We start from the raw sequence: 23,344 nt of genomic DNA, 5'->3' as shown, positions 1-23,344 counted from the left end.
ATATCCACTGTCTTCTGATTCGCCCGGCGGCGGCGCGCCGCCGGGCCCGAGAACGGAGCGGAAACCAGTTCCGTTCCATCCAGTTTCCCGCTGCCTTAGAGCTTGTAATTAGCCCGGAGGAAGAAGGAACGTCCCATCGGATCGGTAAAGCGCGGATCGTAGTTTTGCTGCGTGGTGCGCGTCATCTGATTGGAGTACGGCGGCTCTTGATCGAACAGGTTCTTGATGCCGGCGGTTACCGTCAGTTGCTTGTTCCAAGCGTAGGTGCCGGACAGATTCCAGGTGGAATACGGTCTGACCTGATGGAACGGCTGCCCCTGCTTCAGATAGGGATTGGAATCGGTGTAGCCGGACTTGTAGTTCTGCGCCAACATCGTGCTCCACGGACCATAGGACCAGCCCAGCGTCAGGTTGTGCTGCCAGCGGAAGGTAGGGGCACCATCCAGGAAAGTACCCAGATTGCTGTAATACGGGCCGTTCTTCTCGGTCTGATAGGAGTACTTGGACAGATAGGTGCCATCCAGCGTTGCCGTGAAGGTACCCACCGAAGTTTTGGGCAAGACCCAGTTCAGCTTGATGTCGACACCCGCGGCGCTCAGATTGCCCAGGTTGTCGTAGTCGTCGATGATATAGGACAGATTGCCGCTGCCATCCCGTACAAAACGATTCGCGTACTTGGCCGGGTCGGCGAAGATGGCGGTTTCGTCCAGGAAGCTGATCTGGCCCTTGATCATGGTCCACCAGAAGTCGGCGCTGGCGGTGAAGTCCTTGACCGGCTCGATCACCATGCCGAAGGACAAGGAGGATGACTTTTCCGGTTCCAACTTCTTGTTGCCGGCGATGCGTTTATTGCGCTGCATCTTGGTGCAAGCGGTGCCATCTGCGCCCGGTGCCGGGTTGACGCCGTCCGGACAAGCGCCGTAATCAACATAGCTGCTGCTGGTCAGCTGCAACTGGTTGGGACGGTAGATGTTGTACAGCGACGGCGCGCGGAAGCCGGTGCTGGCGGAGCCGCGGAACATGACTTGCGAGCTGGGCTGGAACTTGAACGCGACCTTCGGATTGATCGAGCTGTCGGTATCGCTGTAATGGTCGTAGCGCGCAGCCAGTTGCACGTCCAGGTTCTTCAATACCGGAATGTCCGCTTCGCCGTAGAAAGCGTAGGCGGAACGGCTGCCGCTGGAGTCTTCGGTCTTGTCCTGGCCAGTGCTCAAGGCATCACGAGTCACCGCTTTGTTGTAGATCGTGCTCAAGGACTCGCGGCGCACTTCCGCGCCCAAAGCGATAGCCATCATCCCCGCCGGAAGCTGCAACACTTCGCGGCTGGCCTTGATGTCCGCCATGTCGATGGTGGACTTGGCTTCCTTGGTTTGACCGGTCATGCCCACCGAACGCCAGGCCGCCAGATTATTGCCGGACAGATCGAACGGATCCAATGCCCCGCTATCAACCGCGGACTGCATCTTGCTCTTGCTGACATAGCCGGAAGTCAGGTTTTCCTTGATCAGGTTTTCCGAACGCCCGATGCCGGCGCGGTAATCCCAACCGGCGATCAGGCCTTCCATATTCAACATCAAGCGCTGCGTCACCGAGTTGGCCTCGGTTTCGCGATTACCCAGCGGGATGGTGCGCACATACAGCTTGTCGCGTTTGCTCGGATCCACCGCGTTGACGCGGGTGATGTCGCCAGCCGTGGGCAGCGGCGCGTTCTGCGCAGTGGTGATGGTCTCGGTGCGGGTGTATTGCAACGACAGCTCGTGATTATCGCCTATGCGCTTGGTGGCCTTGACCAGGCCGGAAATCTGCTCCACCTGCGGGATAATGCTGGGGTACAGAGAATAGTACTCCAAGCATCGGTTACCAAGCTTAGAGTCACTAACGTATTGGGAAAACGGCGGACGGCAATTTGGCGCGGACGGAGCCACCCACTTGCCGGTGACGCCATCGATATAGTTGCCCGGCCATGCACTAGAGCTGGTACCGGTGAATTTGTTGACTTGGTGGGCGTAGTCGCGCTGCCCCGCCATCACCATGTCCTGCTTCATGTAGTCAATGGCGCCATAGACGTTGAAACCGTCCTGGCCCAGATCGCCAATACCGTAGGAAGCATTGATGCGCTTTTCATCACCGCCGCCATGCTGTGGATTGGCCAGGCTGCCGCCGATGCTGAAACCCTTCAGGCTTTTCTTGGTGATGAAGTTCATCACGCCGCCGATGGCGTCGGTGCCGTAAATGGCGGAGGCGCCGTCCAGCAATACTTCCACGCGCTCAATGGCGGACAGCGGGATGGCGTTCAGGTCGGCGGACGTGCCGTCGATCGCCTGGTTGGCCATGCGGCGGCCATCCAGCAGTACCAGCGTGTATTGATTGCCCAGGCCGCGCAGGCTGGCGAAGGAACCGCCGCCGGAGGAGGAGCCGACAGAGGAGCTGGCGCCTTGCGACGACTGGTTGGCTGCGATGCTGTTGACCACCTGTTCCACGGTGGTCAGGCCTTGCTTGGCCAGATCTTCGGTTTTGAGAATGGTGACGGGCAGCGCCTTTTCCTGCTTGATGCTGCGCTTGATATTGGAACCGGTAACCTCTACCCGATCCAGCTGACCGGAGTTCGCCTCAGCGGCGAATGCGAACGGCGCATGGCTCGCCATGCCGGCCATGGCCAGGGCAAGCACTAGCTGCTTCTTTTGACTTCTCAACTTGATTTCTCCTTAACTGCACACGGAAACCAGCAGCGCTTCTGGCGAACGTTTGCTGGATACTGCAGGTCGTCGACAATCGAACGTCATGACCATGTTTCGAGTGTGTTAAGGATTGTTGCTTCTCGTCAATATTTGTTGAGGGACGATCCACGGTGTCCGGCGGTTTGTTCCAGCGCCCCATTTGGCGGAGAAATGCGTAAAAATCATGTTAGCGCTTGAAAATCAATAGACTATCCCCCTGATTTTTGCCAGCAGCTTTTACAATCACCTGCTAATTCCATGTCATTTTTTATAGTGAACACCCCTTGCCATTGTTGCTTTTTTGCATTTTTACGACAATTTTGTACAAGAATTTCAGATTAGACTAATTTTGCAAAAACTTATGCATTCGTTTTTTTAATGGCTGGTATGAAAAAAGTCTTCCTCTCATAATCAAAGCCTCCCTGCCTGCCTCCCGCTCAAATAAGAAAAATAACTCTAAAAGCATAAAACCCCGCCACACCAGATGGTGCGACGGGGCTTGATCAAACGACTCTTGGCGAGGATTAGAGTTTGTAGTTGGCTTTCAGGAAATAAGCGCGCCCCACCGGATCCGCCACCACTGGATCAAAGCCATACTGGAAGGTTTTGGTCTGGTTGCTGTAAGGCGGCTCCTGATCGAACAGGTTGCGGATGCCGGCGGTAATGGTGAGCTTCTTGTCCCATACATAGCTGCCGGACAGGTTCCAGTTGGAGTACGGACGCACGTTATGACCTTCATCATTGGGATTCAGGTCGGTATAGCCGGACGAATAATTCTGCACCAGCACTCCGCTCCACGGTCCCCGCGCCCAGTTGAACGCCAGGCTATGCTTCCAGCGCAAGGTCGGCTGCAGAATATCCTTGTACCACCCGCCCAGCGAGCTCAAATAGGGGCCCTTCGGCTCCAACTGCTGCTGGTACTTGGAAGTGTAGGTGCCATCCAGGTTGACGCTGAAATTGCCCAAAGCATTCTTGGGCAAGCGGAAGGCCAGGCTGATGTCCACGCCGGCCGCGCTCAAGGTACCCAGGTTCTGAGTGGTGGTGATCACATGGTTGAGCGAGCCGTCCGCGTTGCGCACGAACTTGTCGGCGTACTTGCCCGGATCGGCGAAAATCACGCCGGGGTCCAGCGAGTTGATGGTGTCTTTCACCGTAGTCCACCAGAAATCCGCGCTGGCGGTGATTTCCTTGATCGGCTCAATCACGATGCCGAAGGTCAGCGAACTGGCCTTCTCTGGCGACAAATTGTTGTTGCCGCCCTGCAAGGCTTCGAACTGGGTGTTGCAATCGTCCACCTTGTTGCCGCCGTTGGCCGGCGTGCCGCCCGGGCAACGCAAGGGGTCGTTGAACTTGTTGGCGGTGTAGGTCTTGCTGTTGGGCGTGAACACATCGTACAGCGTCGGCGCGCGGAAGCCCTTGCTGGCGGAGGAACGGAACAAGACCTGCGGGATAGGCTGGTACTTGACGGCGACCTTCGGGTTGAAGGAGCTACCGAAGTCGGTATAGCGGTCGTAGCGCGCAGCCAACTGGGCGTCGAAGTTTTTGAAAATCGGAATATCCGCTTCCACATAGGCCGCGGTCACGCCGCGGCTGCCGCTGGTGGACTTGGAATCGGCGATGCCGGACCCCAGCGCGAACTGGGCGAGGTCCTGGATCTGGCTGTCCAGTTTCTCGCGCCGGGTTTCCACGCCGAAAGCCGTCGCCATCATGCCGGCCGGCAGCTGCAACACCTCCTTGCTGACCTTGAAGTCCGCCATCACCGTCTGGTATTTGGCGATCCAGCCGTCGCCCTTCAGTTCAGTGCTCTGCCAAGCGCCGGGCGCAGAATCTCCAAAGGGATTGATGGTGCCGTCCTGGAAAGCGGCGGCGATCTTGTCGCCGTGCACATAGCCGGACTTGTAATTGATGGTGGTCTTGTTTTCGGAGTAAGCCACCCCGCCGCGGTAATCCCAGCCCGCCAGCAAGCCTTCGGCATTGAAAGCCAGCCGCTGCGTGGTGGACAGACTCTCGGTCACGCGCGGCCCCAGCGGCACCGAGCGCGAGTTGATCACCACGGCGCTGCCGTCGGTGGGCGTGCCGTCCGGCAAGTGGGTGGGATAATACTTGTCGCCCGCCTTCAGGGTGGCGATCTTGCTTAGCGGCGCCGGCGAGATATGCGTGGTGCTGACGTTGCGCGCGCCCATGTACTGCAGCGACAGCGTGTGATCCCCAATCTGCTTGGTGCCCTTGACGAAGGCGGTCAGTTGTTCCACCTCCGGCGTCAGATCCATGTAGAGGTTGGCGTTTTCGCCACAGGAGTTGGCGTCTATCGGCTTGGCGTACGGTGGTTTGCAATTGGGCGCAGCCGGGTTGTAGGCGTTGCCCTTGTAAGTGAAGTTGGATGGGAAGACTCGGCCGCTCAGGTTGTCCGCGGTCAGGTATTTGTTGGCGAAGGAACGGTTTAGCGTGGTGATGGCGTCCAGCTTCTGGTAGCTCAAGGAGCCGTAAACGTTGTAGCCGTCCTTGTTCAAGTCGCCGATGCCGGCGGTGATGCTGGCGCTGCCGGTATTGCCGCCCTTGTGATCGGTGGACACCAGTTCGCCCCCCACCGTCACGCCTTGGTAACTCTTCTTGGTAATGAAGTTGATCACGCCGCCGATGGCGTCGGTGCCGTAGATGGCGGAGGCGCCGTCGCGCAGTACCTCGATGCGCTCAATCGCCGACAAGGGAATGGCGTTCAAATCCGTTGCGTAACCGCCAATCGCCTGGCTGGCGACACGACGGCCATCCAGCAGCACCAGCGTGTACTGCGACCCCAGACCGCGCAGGCTGGCGTAAGAAGCGCCACCCGACACGGACTGCACCGACGAGGCGCCCACCATGCTGGACTGGTTGCTGGCCAGCGAATTCACCACCTGCTCCACCGTGGTGAAACCCTGCTTGCTCATTTCCTCGGTGCGCACCACCGTCACCGGCAGCGCCTTTTCTTGCTTGATGCTGCGCTTGATGTTGGAACCGGTGACTTCCACCCGATCCAGGGTGCCGCTGCTGGACTCCGCCGCCCAGGCGCTGCCGGCTTGGCCGCCCAGGCCTGCCAGGGCCAAGGCAAGCACCAACTTCTTCTTGCTAGTTCTCATGATTTCTCCAGTCATGTGCCTAACCTGCTTAGCGCGCTTCTCTAGACACGCTTTCAGCAGATCATCCAGCCACAGACTATTTGTCATATGGCCTGACACGATGCTTGAAGCATTTATTACAGACGGTCAATCAGCATCACGATTCGTCACATACGGTCTTCCCGCCCATGGCGGCCTCCAAAGCGGAAAACACCATGCCCCAACCTTCCGGAAAGACCGCCGGCAAAGGGTTTCATGCCATGAGCAAGCATGAGCCCTCGTTGTGAAAAGCGCAGCGGCGCGTTGCCTTTTTGCCAATAGGCTGCGCCGCGCAACACTTTCATGACATGTGTAAAAATCAGAAAGACGATTAAATCAATGCGTTTAACTCATATCTGTAGAGGACTGCGCCAAACACCGGCTCATGGCGCAAGACCCGGCTTACAGTCCTCTAAAGAAACCGTGCGCTCCGGCTGTCCGGCCAACTGCGCTCGCATCGCCTGGCCGGCCAACTCGCGCCCTTCAAGCAAGCGCGGCTCCGCGCTGAAATTGACTGTCAGCCGGCTGCCGTCGGCGAAACGGGTCTGTTGAGCTAGGCGATCCGGCGTCAACCAGGCAAAGCCGGTCATGGCCTGAGTCGCCAGTTGTCGGTGCAAGGGCCGAAACACCTGATCCGCGCAACGCATCAGCGGCAGCCGCCTCGTCAGGCTTTCCGCGCTCACATGCCAGAGCGGCGGCGTGTTGTACAACCATTGCGCCAATAGATTGTCGGCATAGGCGTTGCTGAACTTCAGGTTGTCGTACAGCCAGTGATTGGTGGTGACGATGGAGTCGTGGAACACCGCCTGATAGAGCGGCAGCCGGTAGCGCGGCTGGTAGTAAATGTTCAGATAGGGTTGCTTTAAGGGTACCGAGCGGAAAAACACCTCGGGCTGATCCGCCGGAAACCAGCGGCCCAGGAAGTACGGCGACTTGGGGTTTTTCTGCAAATCGGGATCGCCCCACCCCAGCACCGGCACCTGCATGCCGTGCGCGAAGGCGATTCCTCGCGAGGTGGCCGCGTTGCCGTTCTCAGACCCCACCGGCACGCCGAAACGATCCCTCACCCAGGCCATGCTGCGTTCGTTGCCGGCCGCCACGCCGGCCTGGCTCATGCGCCGGCCCGGCGTGTAATCGTCAAACACCATGCCGGTGGCGTAGGCATCCAGAAACCAGCTGTTGAAGCCCAAAGCCTTATGCAGCGCCTGACTGCGCTGACGCAACACAGGCCGCACGCACTCCGGATTGGTGTAATAGCCGGACTGCTGGAAACCGCTCTTGCGCCGGCCGCTGGCCAAGGTGATGCCGCAGTCTCGATACGCGGCGGCGCCCTGCTGCGCCGTCAGCCAGTCTTCGCGCTTCCCTGGCGGCAAGGCGGTTTCGTAGGAGTCGTAGGACGCCATCAGATAGCCAGCGCGCACGCCCTCCGCCATCGCTTGCGGCTGCCACAGGCCCCCTTCCCAATTGTCCACCCCCAGCCATAGCCGCTCCAGTCCGGCCGCGCTCAAAGCCCGGAGCGTGCGGCGCGATAAGCCGCCTCCCCAATCGTCCGGCTCGGCCAAGGCTGCGCCGAACACCGCTCTCACCTCGCGCCGCAAGCGGCGGTAAGGCGCGGCCAACTTGCTCCACTCCGGCGCGGCGCTCAGCCAACCGGCGCGCGCCTCCGCCGTGGCCGCCTGATTGAAAGCCGTCAACAAGACCCGGCGCTGGTAGGCGTCCGGCCGGGCCGAAGCCGCCCGCAACGCCGCGGCGGCTTCCGCGTCGAAGCGCCCTCTCAAGCGCCGCGCCAGCGCGCTGTCGCCGCGCAACAGGTTCACCCAGCGTCCCCAGTCGCGCACATCGGCCGCACCCAGCAAATCGTTGCCCCATAGATAGACATGGCTGGCGCCCACCAGCTTGGCGGTTTCCGGCTGCGCTCGCATCTTGTCCGCCAGGCTTTCGAAGCGCCCCGCCTCGAACAACCATTGCCGATAACGTTTGGCTCCGGCCAAGGGGTCCCCGTCCGCCAAATGCAACAGCAGCGTCATCGGTTCCTGTCGGTTCAAGACGTTGAAGTCATGACTCAGCGCCAGCCCCAGACCGGCGCCGTCCCGGCTGACCTTCAAACGATTGTTGAAGGGATTCAGCAGCAGCCAATGCAAACTGCTTGCGCCGTAATCCATGCCCCACAGAGGCAGGCTGAGGTTTTCCGAGGTGTTCAGCCCATCGCCGGCGAAGCGCGGTAGAAAATCCAGCCACAGCGGATCGCCGGCCGGCGCATAGCTGCCCTCCGCCAAGGGCAGCAGCAAGCCGCGCCCCATCGCCGCCGCCGGCTGCCGCAGCAGCGGCATGGTTTCCGCTGCTCCGGTCCCGGCTTGCACCGTCAACGTCAGGTCCGGACCATCCAGGCGCGCGCTCAAGCGATAACGATCGTGCTCCCAGGACCATGCCGCCCCGGCCGCGTCCGCGCTCAGGTTCGCCACTTCCCGCGCGGGGCCGCCCATCGACACCTCCAGCGGCGGTTGTCCGGCCGGCGTCGCGGTCACCGCCAGGGTGGCCGGGTCCAGCGCCACCCGCCACTGGGCGTTTTCCAAGCGGATCTGCGCCCAGGCGCTCAAGGGCAGGCTCATTGCCGCCAGCGCAAAAACAAGGGAACGGGGGGATATCGACATCGCGGGCACTCTCCATATTCGAATCAAGATGAAGAGATTAGAAAGGCAAAGGCCGTCGCGATTGTCAGGCGAATGTCAGGATTTCAACGCGGCCCGACCTGGCGGTGCGCCACCCTCAGAACCAATTGACCGCGCGCCTCGACGCGAACCAAGGCCACGCTCTGCCATAGCTCGCCCCGGCTGGACGGCCAGCGCAGCGCCTCGCCCAATTCCCGCCGCCGCCACCAGACAAAACCGTAATCGCTGCGCCTCAGCAGCGATTGCTCCAGCCAGGGCTGCGCGCAAGCCGCGCGCGGCGGCGGCAAGCGCGATACCGCCAGCGGGCTGCGCGACAGCCAGTCCAGATTGGCCACCTCCGGCAACGCCAGCTCGGCCTGCCATTGCCGGCCGGCGGCGCTAAGCTGCAACCGGTAGGCCCCCGCCGCCAGAGGCCGGCTCAAATCCGCGCTTTCCAAGCGGAAATTTTGTCCTTCCTCCCGCTCCAGCAAGCCGCCGCGCAACAGGTCATGCCCGTGCGCGTCCAATAAGCGCGCGTCCTCCAGCGCGCCGTGCCCGCTCAGCACGACCCGGTACGCACGCGCCAGCGGCATGTCGCGCTGCGCCAGCTCCAGCGTTAAACGCGGCAGCCAGGCCGGCAGCGTCAACGGCGCGTCCTTGCCGCAATGCTCGGCGCTCAGCGCCGCCAAAGCCTGGGTCCAAGCCCGCCGCTGCGCCTGGCTGCGCAGAGCCGGCCAGCTTTCGGACAGCGCGCGCCAGGCGGCGTCATCGTCCGCCCCCAGCAAGGCTCGGTTCAAAACCGCCAGCGGATCGGCGCAGGCCGGCGCGGCCAGCGCCAGCCACAAGCACAATGCGCGCCGCATCAGAGCTTCTCCAGCCGGTAGCCGACGCCGCGCACGGTTTCGATGCCAAGGCCGGGCAGTTTCTGCCTCAGTTGCAGAATATGCGTGTCCACGGTGCGAGTGGATGGGAAATGCTCATAACCCCAGACCTGGTTCAGCAATTCGTCGCGGCTCATCACCCGCCCGGCCATGCGCGCCAACAACGCCAGCAGTTCGAACTCGGTGCGCGTCAAGGCCACTTCCCTTCCCCGCCAGTTCGCCGACTGCCGGGCGGGCTGCAAACTCAAGGCTCCCAGGCTCAGGCTGCCGTCTCCCAAAGGCCGCAGCTGAGCGCGAATCCGCGCCAGCAATTCCGCATGGGCGAAGGGCTTGCTCAGATAGTCCCGCGCCCCCGCCTCCAGCCCGGCCACCCGGTCGCCCACCTCCACCCGCGCCGTCAGCACGATCACCGGCAAGGCTTTCTGCGCCAGCCAGCCGGGCAAATGCCGCAGGCTATCGCCGTCCGGCAAGCTGCGGTCTAGAATGACCAGATCGGCGCGCAGCCACTGCGCGGCGGCCTCTTCCGCCCGCCGCAGCCACAGGCAGCGATAACCGGCGTCCTCCAAAAAACGGCTCAGGCCATCGCCCAGCGTTGCGTCGTCTTCAATCAGCAGCAAAGTATTCATAAAGGGGAGTCCTGTTGCGGCGCTCGTTTGGCAGGCAGTTGCAAGCTAAACCGGGTGGGCGGCCCAGACAGGCGCAAGCGTCCGCCCAGCCGCGCCAGCACCCGCCTGACAATGGCCAGGCCCAAGCCCATGCCCTCGCCGCCGCTGCCCCGCCGCGTCAGCCGACGCAGCCGGTAATCCGCCAAACGGCCGCCGTCGCACACCGTCAGCGTCAGGCTGCGGCCGTCCCAATTCGCCAGCAATCGCCACGGCGGCCGGCCATGCCGACGCGCGTTGACCAGCAAATTGTCCAAGCACAGGCCCAACCAATAAGCAGGCAGCAGCAGCGTCGCGTCCTCGTTCAGGCAAAAAGCGGCCTGATGCCGCTCCGCGATCGCATCCAGCCATTCCGCCAGCCGCACCGCTTGCCGTCGTTCGTCCAACCTGTCGGCGGACAAATAATGACGGCTGGCTTCGGCCAACTGGCGCAGGCGGCTAACGCCGCCGGCCAAATGTCCAAAATGATCTTGAGCGGAATCCGGCAAGCGATCGAAGTCCCGTCGCAGCCCCTCCACCACGCCGGCCAGGCCGGCGATAGGCGTGCGCAGCTCATGGGTCAGCATCTGCAGGGCGAAACGCCGCTCCCGCTCCAGACGTCGCCGCTGCCAAGCCAGCCAGCCGCCGCCGGCCAGCGCCAGCCCGGCCAGCCCCGCCCATAGAGCCCGCCAAGACCAGGCCGACGCCGGCGCGGGGTTCAAACACAAGCCGTCCAAACGCTCCACGCAGGCACCCGCGTCCGCAGACACCCTCACCCCAACCGCTTCCGCTCGCTCCCGCCAGGCCGCGGCCGGGTAAACCCGCCAGTAGCCGTCGCGCAGCCGCCACAACGCGCCGTCCTGCCACAACCAGTGCGCGCCGGCCAGCAAAGCGTCCAGATTGTCATCGGACAAGGCGCCCAACAGTCCCAGCTCGTCGTTGCGCTCGCGCACATGCAGCCAGTCCGTCGCCTCCGCCCTCGGCCGCCCTTGCCGCCAATGCGCGGCGCTGCTGCCGCCCAGGGGGTGGACCGGATGCCGGCGCAGCCAATCATCCGGCAAACGCCCGTCCGCACAGCGTCTGCGTTCAAAATCACGCCATAGCGCCGGCACGGACGACACCTCGCCCTCGCAGCCGCGCTCGTGCGCCGCCAGTTGCCGCAAGGCGCGCAGACCGTAGCGGGACCAGGCCGGCTGCAAGGAGGCCGGATCAATCAAGCCCTCGTCCAGCGACTGAATCCGAGCCAGCGCCAAAGACCGCGCCGGTGCGGATTCCGCCAAGACGGCGTCCAGCCTCGACGACAGCTCCCCGGCCCAGGCCGCATGACAGATCAGCAAGCAACAACACAGACGTAGCATCATGCGCCGCATTATACGGAAAACCCTCCACCGCTCGGCTGACAGCCCGTCGCGAATCCGCTAGCATGCGTTTCCGGCTCATGACACAAGATCGGCATCCACGTGAAAGCAGGCTTTTCCTTCTTCGCCACCCGGCGCTTCTTTCCGCTGTTCGGCACCCAGTTCCTGGGCGCGTTCAACGATAACCTGCTGAAAACCGCCATCGTGGTGCTGATCAGCTTTCACGGCCTCAGCCTGGCCGGCCTGCCGCCGGAACAGCTGGTCAACTTGGCCGCTGGCGTGTTCATCCTGCCCTTCTTCCTGTTTTCCGCCACCGCCGGCAAGTTGTCCGAACGCTACGACAAAGCCGTCATCGCCCGCTGGATCAAGCTGGCCGAAATCGCCATCATGCTGTTGGCCGGCGCCGGCCTCTTCCTTCACTCCGCCGGCCTGTTGCTCGGCGCGCTGTTCCTGATGGGCGCCCACTCCGCGTTTTTCGGTCCGCTCAAGTATTCTGTACTGCCGCAATATCTGAAGGAACACGAATTGGTGGGCGGCAACGGTCTGATCGAAATGGGCACCTTTCTCGCCATCCTGATCGGCCAGATCGGCGGCAGCATGCTCACCACCGGCGGCCCCTACCTGATCACCGCCACCTTGCTGGCCACCGCCCTGCTCGGTTACTGCGCCAGCCGCGCAATGCCGCCGGCCAAGCCCGGCGCGCCAAAGCTTAAGCTGTCCTTCAATTTCCTCAAGGATTCCGTGCTGCTGATGCGCGACGCCTGGCGCATCCGCGACGTGCGCTGCGCCATCCTCGGCATTTCCTGGTTCTGGTTGATGGGCGCGGTTTACACCACCCAGTTGCCCACCTTCACCCGCCTGCACCTGGGCGGGGACGCCGGCGTCTACACCCTGCTGCTGGCGCTGTTCTCCATTGGCATCGGCCTGGGCTCGGTGGTCTGCGCCAAGTTGTCGCAAGGCAAGCTGCAACTGGGCATGGTGCTGGTGGGCAGCGCCGGCATGACGCTGTTCGGCGGCGATCTGGCGCTATCGGCCATGCAGCACTATCGCGGCGAGCTGATCGGCCTGAGCGAGTTCCTGGCTCGCGCCGGCAGCTGGCGCAATATGGTCGACGTGGCGCTGCTGGGCTTTTTCGGCGGTTTCTTCACCGTGCCGCTGTACACTTGGCTGCAAACCGCCAGCCCTGACGATTTCCGCTCCCAGGCCGTGGCCGCCAATAATATCGCCAACGGCTTCTACATGGTGGCCGCCGCCATCGGCAGCGCGCTGGCGCTGAAGCTGTACGACAGCATCGCCATCCTGCTGCTGGCCACCGCCGCGCTCAACATCCTGGCCACGCTGCATCTGCTGAGTGCCGCCCCGGTGATTTGGCGACAGCGGCTGGACTGGCTGCGGGCGCTGCGCGGCTGATTAGAGAAAACCACGCGCCTCCGTCCCCTCTCGCTCAGCCTCGTTGATCCCATGAAAAAACCGCCCCGATGCCTTGGGGCGGTTTCACAATACGCTAGGCTTTCATTGCAGCGCACAGTAAGTCGGCTCCGCGGGACAATAAGAGCGAGGAAGACAACGCCCATCCCAGCACCATCAACCCGATTCCCGCCACGCACAGCGCCATACGTTCATGGTTCATGCATTTCTCCAAATAATTTACCGGCGATCTTGCCTGGCCTGGGGAGATGCACAACAGGCGCTGATAATCCGCTGCCTTTTACCAAACAGCAAGACAAGGCGAAAACGAGCGAAAAAACGGTTTGAGATGGTTTTCAACGCCCTTGCCTAAAATCCCGCTGAAGCACAGTGGACATTGAACAGGGTCTTAACCGCGTCGCCATAAAAAAGCCCGCCATGGCGGGGACCATAAGCGGGCGTGCGGTGCCGGATGCGGACCGAAACCGGGGCATCCAGCGCGGCAAGCTTTAAGCAAGCACCTTGGCCGCGGCGTCGCGCAGCGCGGTGCGCAGGCCTTCCTCTATCACCGGGTGGTAGAACGGCATCTCCAGCATCTGGGCGATCGTCAGGCCTTGCTGATGGCTCCAGGCCAGCAAGTGGGCCAGGTTCTCGGCGCGCGGGCCTATCATTTCCGCCCCCATGAAGCGGCCGCTGGCGCGATCGGCGTAAACATGCAGCAAGCCTTGGTTGACGCCCATGACCCGGCTGCGGCCCTGATCTTCGAAGCTGACTTCGCCCACCACGAATTCGCCCTCCGGCAAATCGGCGAAGCGGCTGCCCACCATCATCATTTGCGGGTCGGAAAACACCACGGCGATGCTGGAGCGGCGCAGGCCGGGCCGTACCGCCGGATACAGCGCGGCATTGTCGCCGGCGGTCTTGCCTTCGTCCGCGGCCTCGTGCAACAGCGGCAGGATGTTATTGGCGTCGCCTGCGATGAAAACCGGCGAGTTCCCGCACTGCAGGGTCCGCGGATCGAACTTGGGCACGCCGCCCGCATCCAGATCCAGACCGGCGTTCTCCAGCGCCAGGCCGCGCACATTGGGCGCGCGGCCGGTGGCGGTCAGCACGTAATCGAAACGCTCGCAAACCTCCTCGCCGTCCAGATTGACGTAGCGGATTTGCGCCTTGCCGTCGGCCAAGCCCATTTCCAGTATCTTGGCGTCCGGGTCCAGATAAAACTCCCGGCCCAGCGTCTGGCTGGCGTAGTCGCGCACCGCCGGATCGGACAGCGGCCCAATGCCGCCTCCGCGACCGAACACGCGCACCTTGACGCCCAGCCGGGACAGCGCCTGGCCCAGTTCCAGACCAATGACGCCGGGACCAAACACCGCCACGCTTTCCGGCAGCGTTTCCCAGTCGAACACATCGTCGTTGATGATCAATTTGTCGCCGAAGGCCTGAAACGGCGGCGGGATCAACGGCGAAGAACCGGTGGCGATCACCACGCGGCGCGCTTGCACCAACGTGTGTTCGTCTACCTGCAAAGTGGTGTTGTCGATAAAGCGGGCGTAACCGCGCAGCCGGTCTTGCGGCGGAATGCTTTCCACGCCATTGAGCACGAAGCCGACGAAACGATCGCGCTCCCGCTTGACTCGGTCCATCACCTCGCGGCCATTGATGCGCACTTCGCCATCGATATGCACGCCGAAGGGCGCGCTGTGGCGCGGCTGGTGCGCGGCCTCGGCGGCGGCGATCAGCAGCTTGGACGGCATGCAGCCGACGCGGGCGCAGGTGGTGCCGTAAGGGCCGCCTTCAATGACCACGGCGCTGGCGCCGCGAGCCTTGGCGGCGCGGTAGGCTGCGAGGCCGGCGGTGCCGGCGCCGATCACAGCGACATCGATGTTCAAGGTATGCATCTCATTCCTTTCGGTATCGGGATACGGCACGGCACGCTGGGCATGCCGTCTCGTATCCCGGTAAAAAAAGGGCCGGACGGAGCATCCGGCCCGCAACAACTCCGGTGGCGTCAGGGCCCGAGCCACCGGGGGACGAACACGGTTGAGGCTTACTTGGAGAAGTACTTTTCCACTTCGTCGGCGGAGCCGATCAGCTGGCCGTTGATGAACACCTGCGGCGCGGTCATCTTGCCGGCCACGGCGCCCAGCACCTTGCCGCGCACCTTGTTGTCCAGCGGCACTTCAACGAAGTCGTAGCCGTTTTCGCTCAGCACCGCCTTGGCGCGCGCGCAGTGCGGGCAGCCCGTCTTGGAGAACACCACCACTTGGTCCGGCTTCTTGGCGCTGGGGTTGATGTAATCCAGCAGGGTATCGGCGTCGGACACCTTGAACGGATCGCCCGGCTCTTGCGGCTCGATGAACATCTTGTCCACCACGCCGTCCTTCACCAGCATGGAGTAGCGCCAGCTGCGCTTGCCGAAGCCCAGGTCCTGCTTGTCCACCAGCATGCCCATGCCCTCGGTGAAATCGCCGTTGCCGTCCGGAATCATCACCAGGTTCTGAGCTTCCTGGTCCTTGGCCCATTCATTCATCACGAAGGTGTCGTTGACCGATACGCACAGGATGGCATCCACCCCGTTGGCGAAGAAGGCCGGCGCCAGCTCGTTGAAGCGCGGCAGGTGGGTAGAAGAACATGTGGGGGTGAACGCGCCCGGCAGCGAGAACACCGCTACGGTTTTGCCGTCGAACAGCTCGGCGGTGCTGACATCTTTCCACTCGTTGTTGTCACGAACACGGAAAGTGACATTCGGTACGCGTTGGCCTTCACGGTTTTGCAACATGGCGAGACTCCTTGTTTGGATTGACTGACAGGTTTAATAAATCGATGGGTGCATTCTGATAGCCGACGGCAAATTCGTCTAATTGATTGTGCCAAGGCTGCTGATTTGCTTTTTTAATCGACAAGCAAGCGGCCTCACTAACCGTTAAAATTGCATAAACAAACCAACAATCAGGCCAACGCGGTGAAGATTCTGATTCTCGGCGGCGGACAGGTCGGCGCCAATGTGGCGGAGAACCTGCTTTCGGAAAACAACGACATCACGGTGGTGGATCAAAATGCCGCGCGGCTCAAGCAGCTGCAGGACAGGTTGGACATCCGCACCGTGGCCGGCAACGCCGCTCACCCGCAGGTGCTGGCCGAGGCCGGCGCGGCGGACAGCGACATGGTGCTGGCGCTGACCCGCGACGATGAAACCAATCTGGTGGCCTGCAAGATGGCCGAAGCCTGTTTCAACATCCCCACCCGCATCGCCCGCATCCGCTCCAGCGACTACTTGGCGTCCGAGCACGGCGACCCGCTCGCCCATTTCGGCATCGAGTCCGCCATCTGTCCGGAACAGATCGTCACCGACCACATCTATCAGCTGTTCGCCTACCCCGGCGCGCTGCAAGTGCTGGACTTCGCCGACGGCAAGCTGCAGCTGGTGGTGTCGCGCGCCCACTCCGGCGGACGGCTGCTGGGCATGCCGCTGCGCAATATCCGCGAACACATGCCGGACGCGGATTGCCGCGTCTGCGCCGTCCACCGCCGGGACAAGCTTCTGGTGCCGGACGGCGACACCGTGCTGGAGGAAGGCGACGAGGTGTTCTTCGTCGCAGCGCGCGAACACGTGCAGGCGATGCTCAAGGAGCTGCGCTTCAGCGAGCGGCCCTTGCGACGCATCATGATCGCCGGCGGCGGCAACATCGGCTACCGGCTCGCCAAACTGCTGGAAAACGATTTCAGCGTCAAAGTGATAGAGGCGCGGCCGGAACGCGCTCAGTGGCTGGCGGAACGGCTGGAGCACGCGCTGGTGCTGCGCGGAGAAGCCACCGACGAAGAGCTGCTGGACGCCGAGAACGTGGACGAGATGGACGTGTTCTGCGCGCTGACCAACGACGACGAAGACAACATCATGTCCACGCTGCTGGCCAAGCGCATGGGCGCGCGACGGGTGGTGGCGCTGGTCAACCGCACGAGCTATGTGGACCTGCTGGAAGGCCATCGCATCGACATTGTGATTTCTCCCCACCTGTCCACCATCGGCTCCATCCTGGCCCATATCCGCCAGGGCGACGTGGAGGCGGTGCATCCGCTGCGCCGCGGCGCGTCCGAGGCGATGGAGGTCATCATCCACGGCGACGCGCAACAATCAAGGCTGACCGGCCGCCGCATCGATCAAATCGACATGCCCCACGGCAGCCACATCGTGGCGGCCATCCGCGGCGAACAGGTGCTGATGGCGCATCACGATCTGACGGTGGAAAACGGCGACCATCTGATCATCTTCCTATCGCGCCGCCGGGTGATCCGCCAGGTGGAAAAACTCATTCAGGTCAAACTGGGCTTTCTGTGACCATGCATCTCACCGGCTTGCACCATGTGGCGATCATCGCCTCAGACTACACCCGCTCGCGCGACTTCTACCACCGCATACTGGGTCTGCCAGTGCTGGCCGAGCACTGGCGAGCGGAGCGCCAGTCCTGGAAGCTGGACCTGGCGATCCCGGGCGGTGGCCAGCTGGAGCTTTTCAGCTTTCCGTCTCCGCCGCCTCGCCCCACGCGGCCGGAAGCCTGCGGCCTGCGCCACCTGGCCTTCGCCTGCTCCGACATCGCCTCCTGCCGCCAAAACCTGCTGGCCGAAGGCGTGGCGGTGGAGGATATCCGCGTGGACGAATACACCGGCGCTCGCTTTTTCTTCTGCGCCGATCCGGACGGCTTGCCGCTCGAGTTCTATCAGCCGCGGGACTGAGACATGCGCAAGATACTCGCCATCCTCTACGTGCTGTCCAAGCTGATCATGCTGTTTTCCTGCACCTTCCTCGCGCCGGCGCTGGTCTCCATCTTGTACCGCGACGGCGCGCTGGACACCTTCGTCACCGCCGCCGTGGCCGGGCTGGCCATCGGCCTGACGCTGTGGTCCGCCACCCGGCGTTACCAGCGAGAACTGAAGCCTCGCGACGGCTTCATTCTGGTGACAACGCTGTGGGTGGGGTTTGCCATTACCGCCTCCTTTCCCTTCATGCTGGCGCGTCCGGACATGCCGTTCAGCCATGCGTTCTTCGAAGCGATGTCCGGCCTCACCACCACCGGCTCCACGGTAATCAGCGGCCTGGACACCCTGCCGGCATCGCTCAACTTCTGGCGCCATTTCCTCAATTGGATGGGCGGCATGGGCATCATCGTGCTGGCGGTGGCGATACTGCCCATTCTCGGCATCGGCGGCATGCAGCTGTACAAGGCGGAAACGCCGGGGCCGATGAAAGACAGCAAGCTGGCGCCGCGCATCACCGAAACCGCCAAGAACCTGTGGCTGGTCTACAGCGGCTGGACGCTGGCGGTGGCGTTGGCGCTGAAAGCCGCCGGCCTGAGCTGGCTGGACGCGGTGTGCCACGCCTTCGCCGCGCTGTCGCTGGGCGGCTTTTCCACCCGCGACAGCAGCGTCGGCGCCTTCGACTCGCTGCCGGTGGAACTGATCCTGAGCTTCGGCATGATAGTCGGCGCGATGAACTTCGCCACCCACTTCCTGGCGCTGCGCCAGCGCTCGCTACGCGCCTACCTGCGCGACCCGGAAGCCAAGGCCATGCTGTGGCTGCTGCTGGGCAGCATCCTGGCGATGAGCGTCTACCTGTGGGCCCACCATGTCTACGACTTCCCCACCGCGTTGCGCCACGTCAGCTTCAACCTGATCTCCATCGCCACCGACAGCGGCTTCGCCAGCGTGGACTACGCGCGCTGGCCCATCTTCGTGCCTTTGTGGATGCTGTTCCTATCCAGCATCACCGCCTGCTCCGGCTCCACCGGCGGCGGCATCAAGATGGTGCGCACCCTGATGCTGAGCAAGCAGAGCATCAACGAAATGACGCGGCTGCTGCACCCGGCGGCGGTGCGGCCGGTGAAAATCGGCGGCAAAGTGGTGCCGCAAGACGTCATGCTGTCGGTAATGGGCTTCATATTTGTCTACTGCATGTGCATAGTGATATTAAGCTTCGCGCTGATCGCCAGCGGCCTGGATTTTCTCAGCGCCTTCACCGCGGTGATCGCCTCGATCAACAACGCCGGGCCAGGGCTCGGCGTGGTCGGCCCGGCGTCGAACTATGCGTCGCTGTCCGACTTTCAAATATGGATTTGCAGCCTGGCCATGCTGTTGGGCCGGCTGGAAGTGTTTACCCTGCTGATCCTGTTCACGCCGGCCTTCTGGCGCAAATAGGACGCGAAGAATTTACCCGCCGCGCGCGGGTCTGAACCAAAGCGGCGCTCAGCGCCGGATAATAAAGACGAAACCGGATCATGAACCCTATGACATTCACCGCCCCAAGCCGCATGCTCGCCCTCAGCCTGGCGCTGACGGCCGCCCTGCCCGCCTTTGCGGGCGCCGACGACGAACTGATCGCCGCCCGCGACGCCTTTCGCGGCAACAAGCTGGGGCAGCTGGCCAGCCTGGCGGGCGGCATGCCGTCCAACTACCCGCTGAAGGACTACCCGGCCTACTGGCTGGCGCTCAAGGCGCTGGACAGCGACGACGACGGCCCGGCCCAAAACTTTCTGGCCCGCGTGGACGAAGGCCTGATGCCCGAGCGCGTGCGCAACGAATGGCTGAAAAAGCTGGCGGCTCGCGAAAGCTGGAGCCGCTTCGCCGCGGAATGGAAAAAACTGCCGCCGGAAGGCCGTGACGAAGAATCCAGCTGTTACGGCCAGCTCAACGAACTCAATCAGGGCAAGACGCCCACCGACCTGGACCGTTTCCTGGAAAGCCGGCCGCTGCCGGAGGGCTGCAACCGCCTGATCGCCGAGGCGGCGCGGCGCGGCGTCCTGAAACGGGACTGGCTGTGGCAACGCGCTCGCCTGCTGCTGGCCGGCAACTACCTGAGCCAGGCCCGCCAGCTGGCCTCCAATACCGGCTTGCCGCTGGACAATGCCGCGCTCAGCAAACCCGCCACCGCCGACCTGTCCACCCCTGGCGGTCAGGAAGCGGCCGTCTACGACATCGTAATCAAGGGCAAGGCCAATATCAGCAACGGCCTGGGCAAGCTGCTCGAACACGAAAAAACCTTAAGCAAGGAGCGCGCCGGCTTCGCCTGGGGCCAGCTGGCGCTGCTGTCGGCACGCAAACAGCAGGCGGCTCAGGCGCTGCAATGGTTCGACAAAGCCGACGCCGATCAACTGACCGCCGAACAATGGGAATGGTGGGCGCGCTCCGCCCTGCGTCTGGAGCAATGGACCCAGCTGGAGAAAATCATCCGATCCATGCCGGCCAACGTCGGCGCCAAGCCGGCCTGGCGCTACTGGCGCGGCCGCTCGCTGCAACAGCTAGGCCGGCAGAACGAAGCCACGCCGCTGTTCAGCCAGGCCAGCGTAGGCCACAACTACTACGCGCTGCTTTCGCTGGAAGAGCTAGGCAACAGCCTGTCCACCCCGGCCAGCAAGAGCGGCCCCGGCAAGGACGACATCAAGCAGATGAGCGAGGAACCGGCAGTCAAGCGCGCGCTGGCGCTGCTGGAGCTGGCCGAACGCCACGTCAAGCCTGAATTCCGCGCCGACGCGCAGCGCGAATGGCGCTGGGCGATGCGCAACCGCAGCGACATCGAACTGCTGGCCGCCGCCGAAGTGGGCCGCCGCGCCAGCTTCTACGACATGGCCATCTACAGCGCCGAGCGCACCAAGGAAGAACACGATTATTCGCTGCGCTATCTGACGCCCTACCGCGATGTCACCCAGCGCTACGCCAAGCAGTTGGATATCGACGACGCCTGGGTCTACGGACTGATCCGCCAGGAAAGCCGCTTCATCACCATGGCGCGCTCCGGCGTCGGCGCATCCGGCCTGATGCAACTGATGCCGGCCACCGCCAAATGGGTGGCCAAAAAAATCGGCCTGGGCCAGTACGCGGTCAACGACATCGAAACCAATGTGCAACTGGGCACCTGGTATTTGCGCTATGTGCTGGACAGCCTGTCCAGCAACGAAGTGATGGCCACCGCCGCCTACAACGCAGGCCCCGGCCGCGCGCGCGCCTGGCAAGCGGACCGTACGCTGGACGGCACCATCTACGCGGAAACCATCCCCTTCACCGAGACCCGCGACTACGTGCAGAAGGTGATGGCCAACGCCGCTTACTACTCCAGCACCTTCGGCCACGCCAACATCTCCTTAAAGAACCGCATGGGCGTGGTGCCGGCGCGCTGAAAACCTGCGCCGCCCCAAGGGCGGCGCCCTCTCCCACAAGCACCATAAAGAGCCTGTTCAAAGGCTAGCGAGCTAGAACGAGACAAGGCGAAACCATTGAGAAAGCGAAATCTACATGCGCTGTATGAGCTTTTCGAAATCGTTTTTTAACGCCGTATCGCCGACGCGCAGCAGGCTTTGAACAGGCACGAAGAAAGGGAACCCATGACGTATCAACGCATCTGCATCATCGGCGGCAGCGGTTTCATCGGCAGCTACATCGCGGAACGCCTGACCGAACAAGGCTGCCAACTGACTATCGCCACCCGCCGGCGCGAACGCGCCAAGGCCTCGCTGCTGGTACTGCCCGGCGCGCAGCTGGTGGAGGTGGACATTCACCGCCCGGAAGCGCTGAAATCATTGATTTCCGGCCATGACGCGGTGATCAATATGGTGGGCATCCTGCACGGCAACGCCGCGCAGTTCGACAAAGCCCATGTGCAATTGACCGAAAAAGTCATCGCGGCCTGCCAAAGCCTGGGCGTGCGCCGGCTTATCCATATCAGCGCGCTGGGCGCCGATGAACGCGGCCCCAGCCTGTATCAGCAAAGCAAGGGCCGCGCCGAGGCCCGCGTGCGCGAGAGCGGCCTGGAGTGGACCATACTGCGGCCGTCGGTGGTGTTCGGCCATGGCGACAGCTTCCTCAATATGTTCGCCATCCTGCTGCGCAAAGCGCCCTTTCTGCCGCTGGCCGGCGCGCATACGCGCTTCGCGCCGATCTGGGCCGGCGACGTGGCCCATGCGGTGGAGGCCAGCCTGTCGCGCCGCGCCGCCATCGGCCAAAGCCTGGACTTGGCCGGCCCCGGCGTCTACACGCTGGCGGAACTGGTGAGCCTGGTGGGCCGCCACATCGGCAAGCCGCGGCCGGTGATCGCGCTGCCGCAAAGCCTGGCCATGCTGCAGGCCGCGTTAATGGAATGCCTGCCCGGACCTACGCTGATCAGCCGCGACAATGTGCGCTCGCTAAGCGTGGACAACATCAGCGATCAACCCTTCCCCTCCGCGTTGCTGGGCTTCAGCCCCACCGCGCTGGAAGCCTTGGCGCCGGGCTTGCTGGGCAGCGATGAATTCAATCTGACAATGTCCGCCTACCGCCGCCAGATTGCGCGCTGAACGGAAAGAATCAATGCAATGCTATATCGTCGGCGGCGCCGTGCGCGACCGCCTGCTGAAACTACCGGTGAAAGACCGTGACTGGGTGGTGGTGGGCGCCAGTCCGCAAGAAATGCTGGCGCTGGGCTACAAACCGGTGGGCAAGGACTTCCCGGTGTTTCTGCACCCGGACACCCACGAAGAATACGCATTGGCCCGCACCGAACGCAAAACCGGCAAGGGCTACCACGGCTTCGCCGTCTACGCCGCGCCGGACGTGACGCTGGAGCAGGACCTGGCGCGGCGCGACCTGACCATCAACGCCATCGCCGAGGCCCCGGACGGCAGCCTGATCGACCCCTACCACGGCCGGCGCGACCTCGAAGCCGGCGTTTTGCGCCACGTCAGCCCCGCCTTCGCTGAAGACCCGGTGCGTATTTTACGGCTGGCGCGTTTCGCCGCCCGTTTCGGCTTCACCGTGGCCGACGACACCATGGCGCTGATGCGGAAAATGGTGGCGGACGGCGAAGCCGACGCGCTGGTGGCGGAGCGGGTATGGCAGGAATTAGCCAAGGGTTTGATGGAGGAGCGGCCATCGCGCATGTTCCTGGCCCTGCGCGCCTGCGGCGCCCTTGCCCGCGTGCTGCCGGAAGTGGACGCGCTCTTTGGCGTGCCGCAACGCGCCGACCATCATCCGGAGATAGACACCGGCGACCACGTGATGCGGGTGCTCGACTGCGCCGCCGCCGAAGGACTGCCGCTAACGGCGCGCTTCGCCGCGCTGACCCACGACCTGGGCAAGGCGCTGACGCCGGCGGAGGTGCTGCCGCGCCACATCGGCCATGAGGCCGCCGGCGAAGCGCCGCTGCTGGCCTTATGCCAGCGCTTGCGCGTGCCGGCGGACTGCCGCGACCTGGCGCGCATCACGCTATTGAGCCATACCAAAGTACACTGTGCTTTCGAATTAAAGCCAAGCACAATACTACGATTGTTCAAGCAAACCGACGCCTTGCGGCGGCCGGAGCGCTTCTTGCTGATGCTGGACGCCTGCCGCGCGGACGCGCGCGGACGCTTGGGTTTTCACGACCGGCCCTATCCGCAGGCGGACTATCTGTCCGCGCTGCTGGACGCGGCGCTGGCGGTGGATGCCGGCGGCATCGCCCGTCAGTGGGAAGACAAGCGCACCCTTCCGGAAGCGATAGACCGCGCCCGGACCCGCGCCATCGCCGTCCGCAAGGAGCAACTGGAGACGCACTGAC

At 63.2% G+C, this 23,344-nt stretch carries 15 protein-coding genes; 7 read left to right on the top strand and 8 right to left on the bottom strand.

The window, feature by feature from the left end; all coding sequences use genetic code 11:
- Positions 1 to 95 precede the first annotated feature (95 nt).
- The 6 genes from ACUXV1_RS20110 to ACUXV1_RS20085 all read right to left on the bottom strand — a co-directional run bounded on the left by ACUXV1_RS20110 (position 96) and on the right by ACUXV1_RS20085 (position 11,382).
- Positions 96 to 2,693 (bottom strand): TonB-dependent receptor plug domain-containing protein, encoded by a 2,598-nt coding sequence (locus ACUXV1_RS20110; protein WP_446016317.1) that lies wholly within the window; start codon positions 2,691 to 2,693, stop codon positions 96 to 98.
- Between the two features lie 548 nt (positions 2,694 to 3,241).
- Entirely contained in the window at positions 3,242 to 5,833 is a 2,592-nt protein-coding gene (locus ACUXV1_RS20105; protein WP_081556728.1) for a TonB-dependent receptor plug domain-containing protein, read from the bottom strand.
- A 401-nt stretch (positions 5,834 to 6,234) separates the two neighbouring features.
- Entirely contained in the window at positions 6,235 to 8,502 is a 2,268-nt protein-coding gene (locus tag ACUXV1_RS20100) for a glycoside hydrolase (RefSeq protein WP_446016316.1), read from the bottom strand.
- An 83-nt stretch (positions 8,503 to 8,585) separates the two neighbouring features.
- Positions 8,586 to 9,362 carry a DUF2861 family protein gene (locus ACUXV1_RS20095; RefSeq protein WP_446016315.1) on the bottom strand — a complete coding sequence of 259 codons (777 nt, stop codon included), beginning with the start codon at positions 9,360 to 9,362 and terminating at the stop codon, positions 8,586 to 8,588.
- Complete coding sequence (locus ACUXV1_RS20090; RefSeq protein ID WP_043638643.1) at positions 9,362 to 10,006, bottom strand: response regulator transcription factor; 645 nt, start codon at positions 10,004 to 10,006, stop codon at positions 9,362 to 9,364. Before ACUXV1_RS20090 ends, ACUXV1_RS20095 begins: the two co-directional genes overlap by 1 nt.
- Complete coding sequence (locus ACUXV1_RS20085) at positions 10,003 to 11,382, bottom strand: DUF3404 domain-containing protein (protein ID WP_446016314.1); 1,380 nt, start codon at positions 11,380 to 11,382, stop codon at positions 10,003 to 10,005. The genes ACUXV1_RS20090 and ACUXV1_RS20085 overlap by 4 nt, the downstream gene beginning before the upstream one ends.
- A 99-nt stretch (positions 11,383 to 11,481) precedes the next feature.
- Between ACUXV1_RS20085 and ACUXV1_RS20080 the strand changes: the two genes are divergently transcribed.
- Positions 11,482 to 12,789 carry an MFS transporter gene (locus ACUXV1_RS20080; RefSeq protein WP_446016313.1) on the top strand — a complete coding sequence of 436 codons (1,308 nt, stop codon included), beginning with the start codon at positions 11,482 to 11,484 and terminating at the stop codon, positions 12,787 to 12,789.
- Positions 12,790 to 13,295: 506 nt separating this feature from the next.
- Here the strand turns inward: ACUXV1_RS20080 and ACUXV1_RS20075 are convergent.
- Positions 13,296 to 14,687, bottom strand: a complete 1,392-nt coding sequence (locus tag ACUXV1_RS20075; RefSeq protein ID WP_446016312.1) for a dihydrolipoyl dehydrogenase — start codon at positions 14,685 to 14,687, stop codon at positions 13,296 to 13,298.
- 149 nt (positions 14,688 to 14,836) lie between these two features.
- Positions 14,837 to 15,568, bottom strand: coding sequence for a glutathione peroxidase (locus ACUXV1_RS20070; RefSeq protein ID WP_043593907.1), 732 nt, complete (start codon positions 15,566 to 15,568; stop codon positions 14,837 to 14,839).
- 183 nt (positions 15,569 to 15,751) lie between these two features.
- Here ACUXV1_RS20070 and trkA point away from each other — a divergent pair, with 183 nt between their 5' ends.
- From trkA to ACUXV1_RS20040, 6 genes are all read left to right on the top strand, one after another.
- On the top strand, positions 15,752 to 17,125 hold the full coding sequence (trkA, locus tag ACUXV1_RS20065; RefSeq protein WP_039755462.1) for a Trk system potassium transporter TrkA: 1,374 nt from the start codon (positions 15,752 to 15,754) through the stop codon (positions 17,123 to 17,125).
- 2 nt (positions 17,126 to 17,127) lie between these two features.
- Entirely contained in the window at positions 17,128 to 17,520 is a 393-nt protein-coding gene (gloA2, locus tag ACUXV1_RS20060; protein ID WP_205208358.1) for an SMU1112c/YaeR family gloxylase I-like metalloprotein, read from the top strand.
- 3 nt (positions 17,521 to 17,523) lie between these two features.
- Positions 17,524 to 18,978, top strand: coding sequence for a TrkH family potassium uptake protein (locus tag ACUXV1_RS20055; RefSeq protein ID WP_179140827.1), 1,455 nt, complete (start codon positions 17,524 to 17,526; stop codon positions 18,976 to 18,978).
- An 80-nt stretch (positions 18,979 to 19,058) separates the two neighbouring features.
- A complete protein-coding gene (locus ACUXV1_RS20050; protein WP_446016311.1) occupies positions 19,059 to 20,954 on the top strand; it encodes a transglycosylase SLT domain-containing protein in 1,896 nt (631 codons plus the stop codon).
- A gap of 204 nt (positions 20,955 to 21,158) precedes the next feature.
- Complete coding sequence (locus tag ACUXV1_RS20045; protein WP_446016310.1) at positions 21,159 to 22,106, top strand: complex I NDUFA9 subunit family protein; 948 nt, start codon at positions 21,159 to 21,161, stop codon at positions 22,104 to 22,106.
- A 13-nt stretch (positions 22,107 to 22,119) separates the two neighbouring features.
- Entirely contained in the window at positions 22,120 to 23,343 is a 1,224-nt protein-coding gene (locus ACUXV1_RS20040; protein WP_081556735.1) for a multifunctional CCA addition/repair protein, read from the top strand.
- Position 23,344 lies beyond the last annotated feature (1 nt).

It is taken from the genome of Chromobacterium sp. W521, assembly GCF_052805975.1.
The sequence above is the reverse complement of the archived record's forward strand: the minus strand, read 5'-3'. Positions and strand labels throughout refer to the sequence as shown.

Bases quoted from the DNA above. Each gene is read 5' to 3' on its own strand.
- ACUXV1_RS20105 (WP_081556728.1), bottom strand. From the start codon at position 5,833: ATGAGAACTAGCAAGAAGAAGTTGGTGCTTGCCTTGGCCCTGGCAGGC.
- ACUXV1_RS20100 (WP_446016316.1), bottom strand. From the start codon at position 8,502: ATGTCGATATCCCCCCGTTCCCTTGTTTTTGCGCTGGCGGCAATGAGC.
- ACUXV1_RS20095 (WP_446016315.1), bottom strand. From the start codon at position 9,362: ATGCGGCGCGCATTGTGCTTGTGGCTGGCGCTGGCCGCGCCGGCCTGC.
- ACUXV1_RS20090 (WP_043638643.1), bottom strand. From the start codon at position 10,006: ATGAATACTTTGCTGCTGATTGAAGACGACGCAACGCTGGGCGATGGC.
- ACUXV1_RS20085 (WP_446016314.1), bottom strand. From the start codon at position 11,382: ATGATGCTACGTCTGTGTTGTTGCTTGCTGATCTGTCATGCGGCCTGG.
- ACUXV1_RS20075 (WP_446016312.1), bottom strand. From the start codon at position 14,687: ATGCATACCTTGAACATCGATGTCGCTGTGATCGGCGCCGGCACCGCC.
- ACUXV1_RS20070 (WP_043593907.1), bottom strand. From the start codon at position 15,568: ATGTTGCAAAACCGTGAAGGCCAACGCGTACCGAATGTCACTTTCCGT.
- gloA2 (WP_205208358.1), top strand. From the start codon at position 17,128: ATGCATCTCACCGGCTTGCACCATGTGGCGATCATCGCCTCAGACTAC.
- ACUXV1_RS20055 (WP_179140827.1), top strand. From the start codon at position 17,524: ATGCGCAAGATACTCGCCATCCTCTACGTGCTGTCCAAGCTGATCATG.
- ACUXV1_RS20050 (WP_446016311.1), top strand. From the start codon at position 19,059: ATGAACCCTATGACATTCACCGCCCCAAGCCGCATGCTCGCCCTCAGC.
- ACUXV1_RS20045 (WP_446016310.1), top strand. From the start codon at position 21,159: ATGACGTATCAACGCATCTGCATCATCGGCGGCAGCGGTTTCATCGGC.
- ACUXV1_RS20040 (WP_081556735.1), top strand. From the start codon at position 22,120: ATGCAATGCTATATCGTCGGCGGCGCCGTGCGCGACCGCCTGCTGAAA.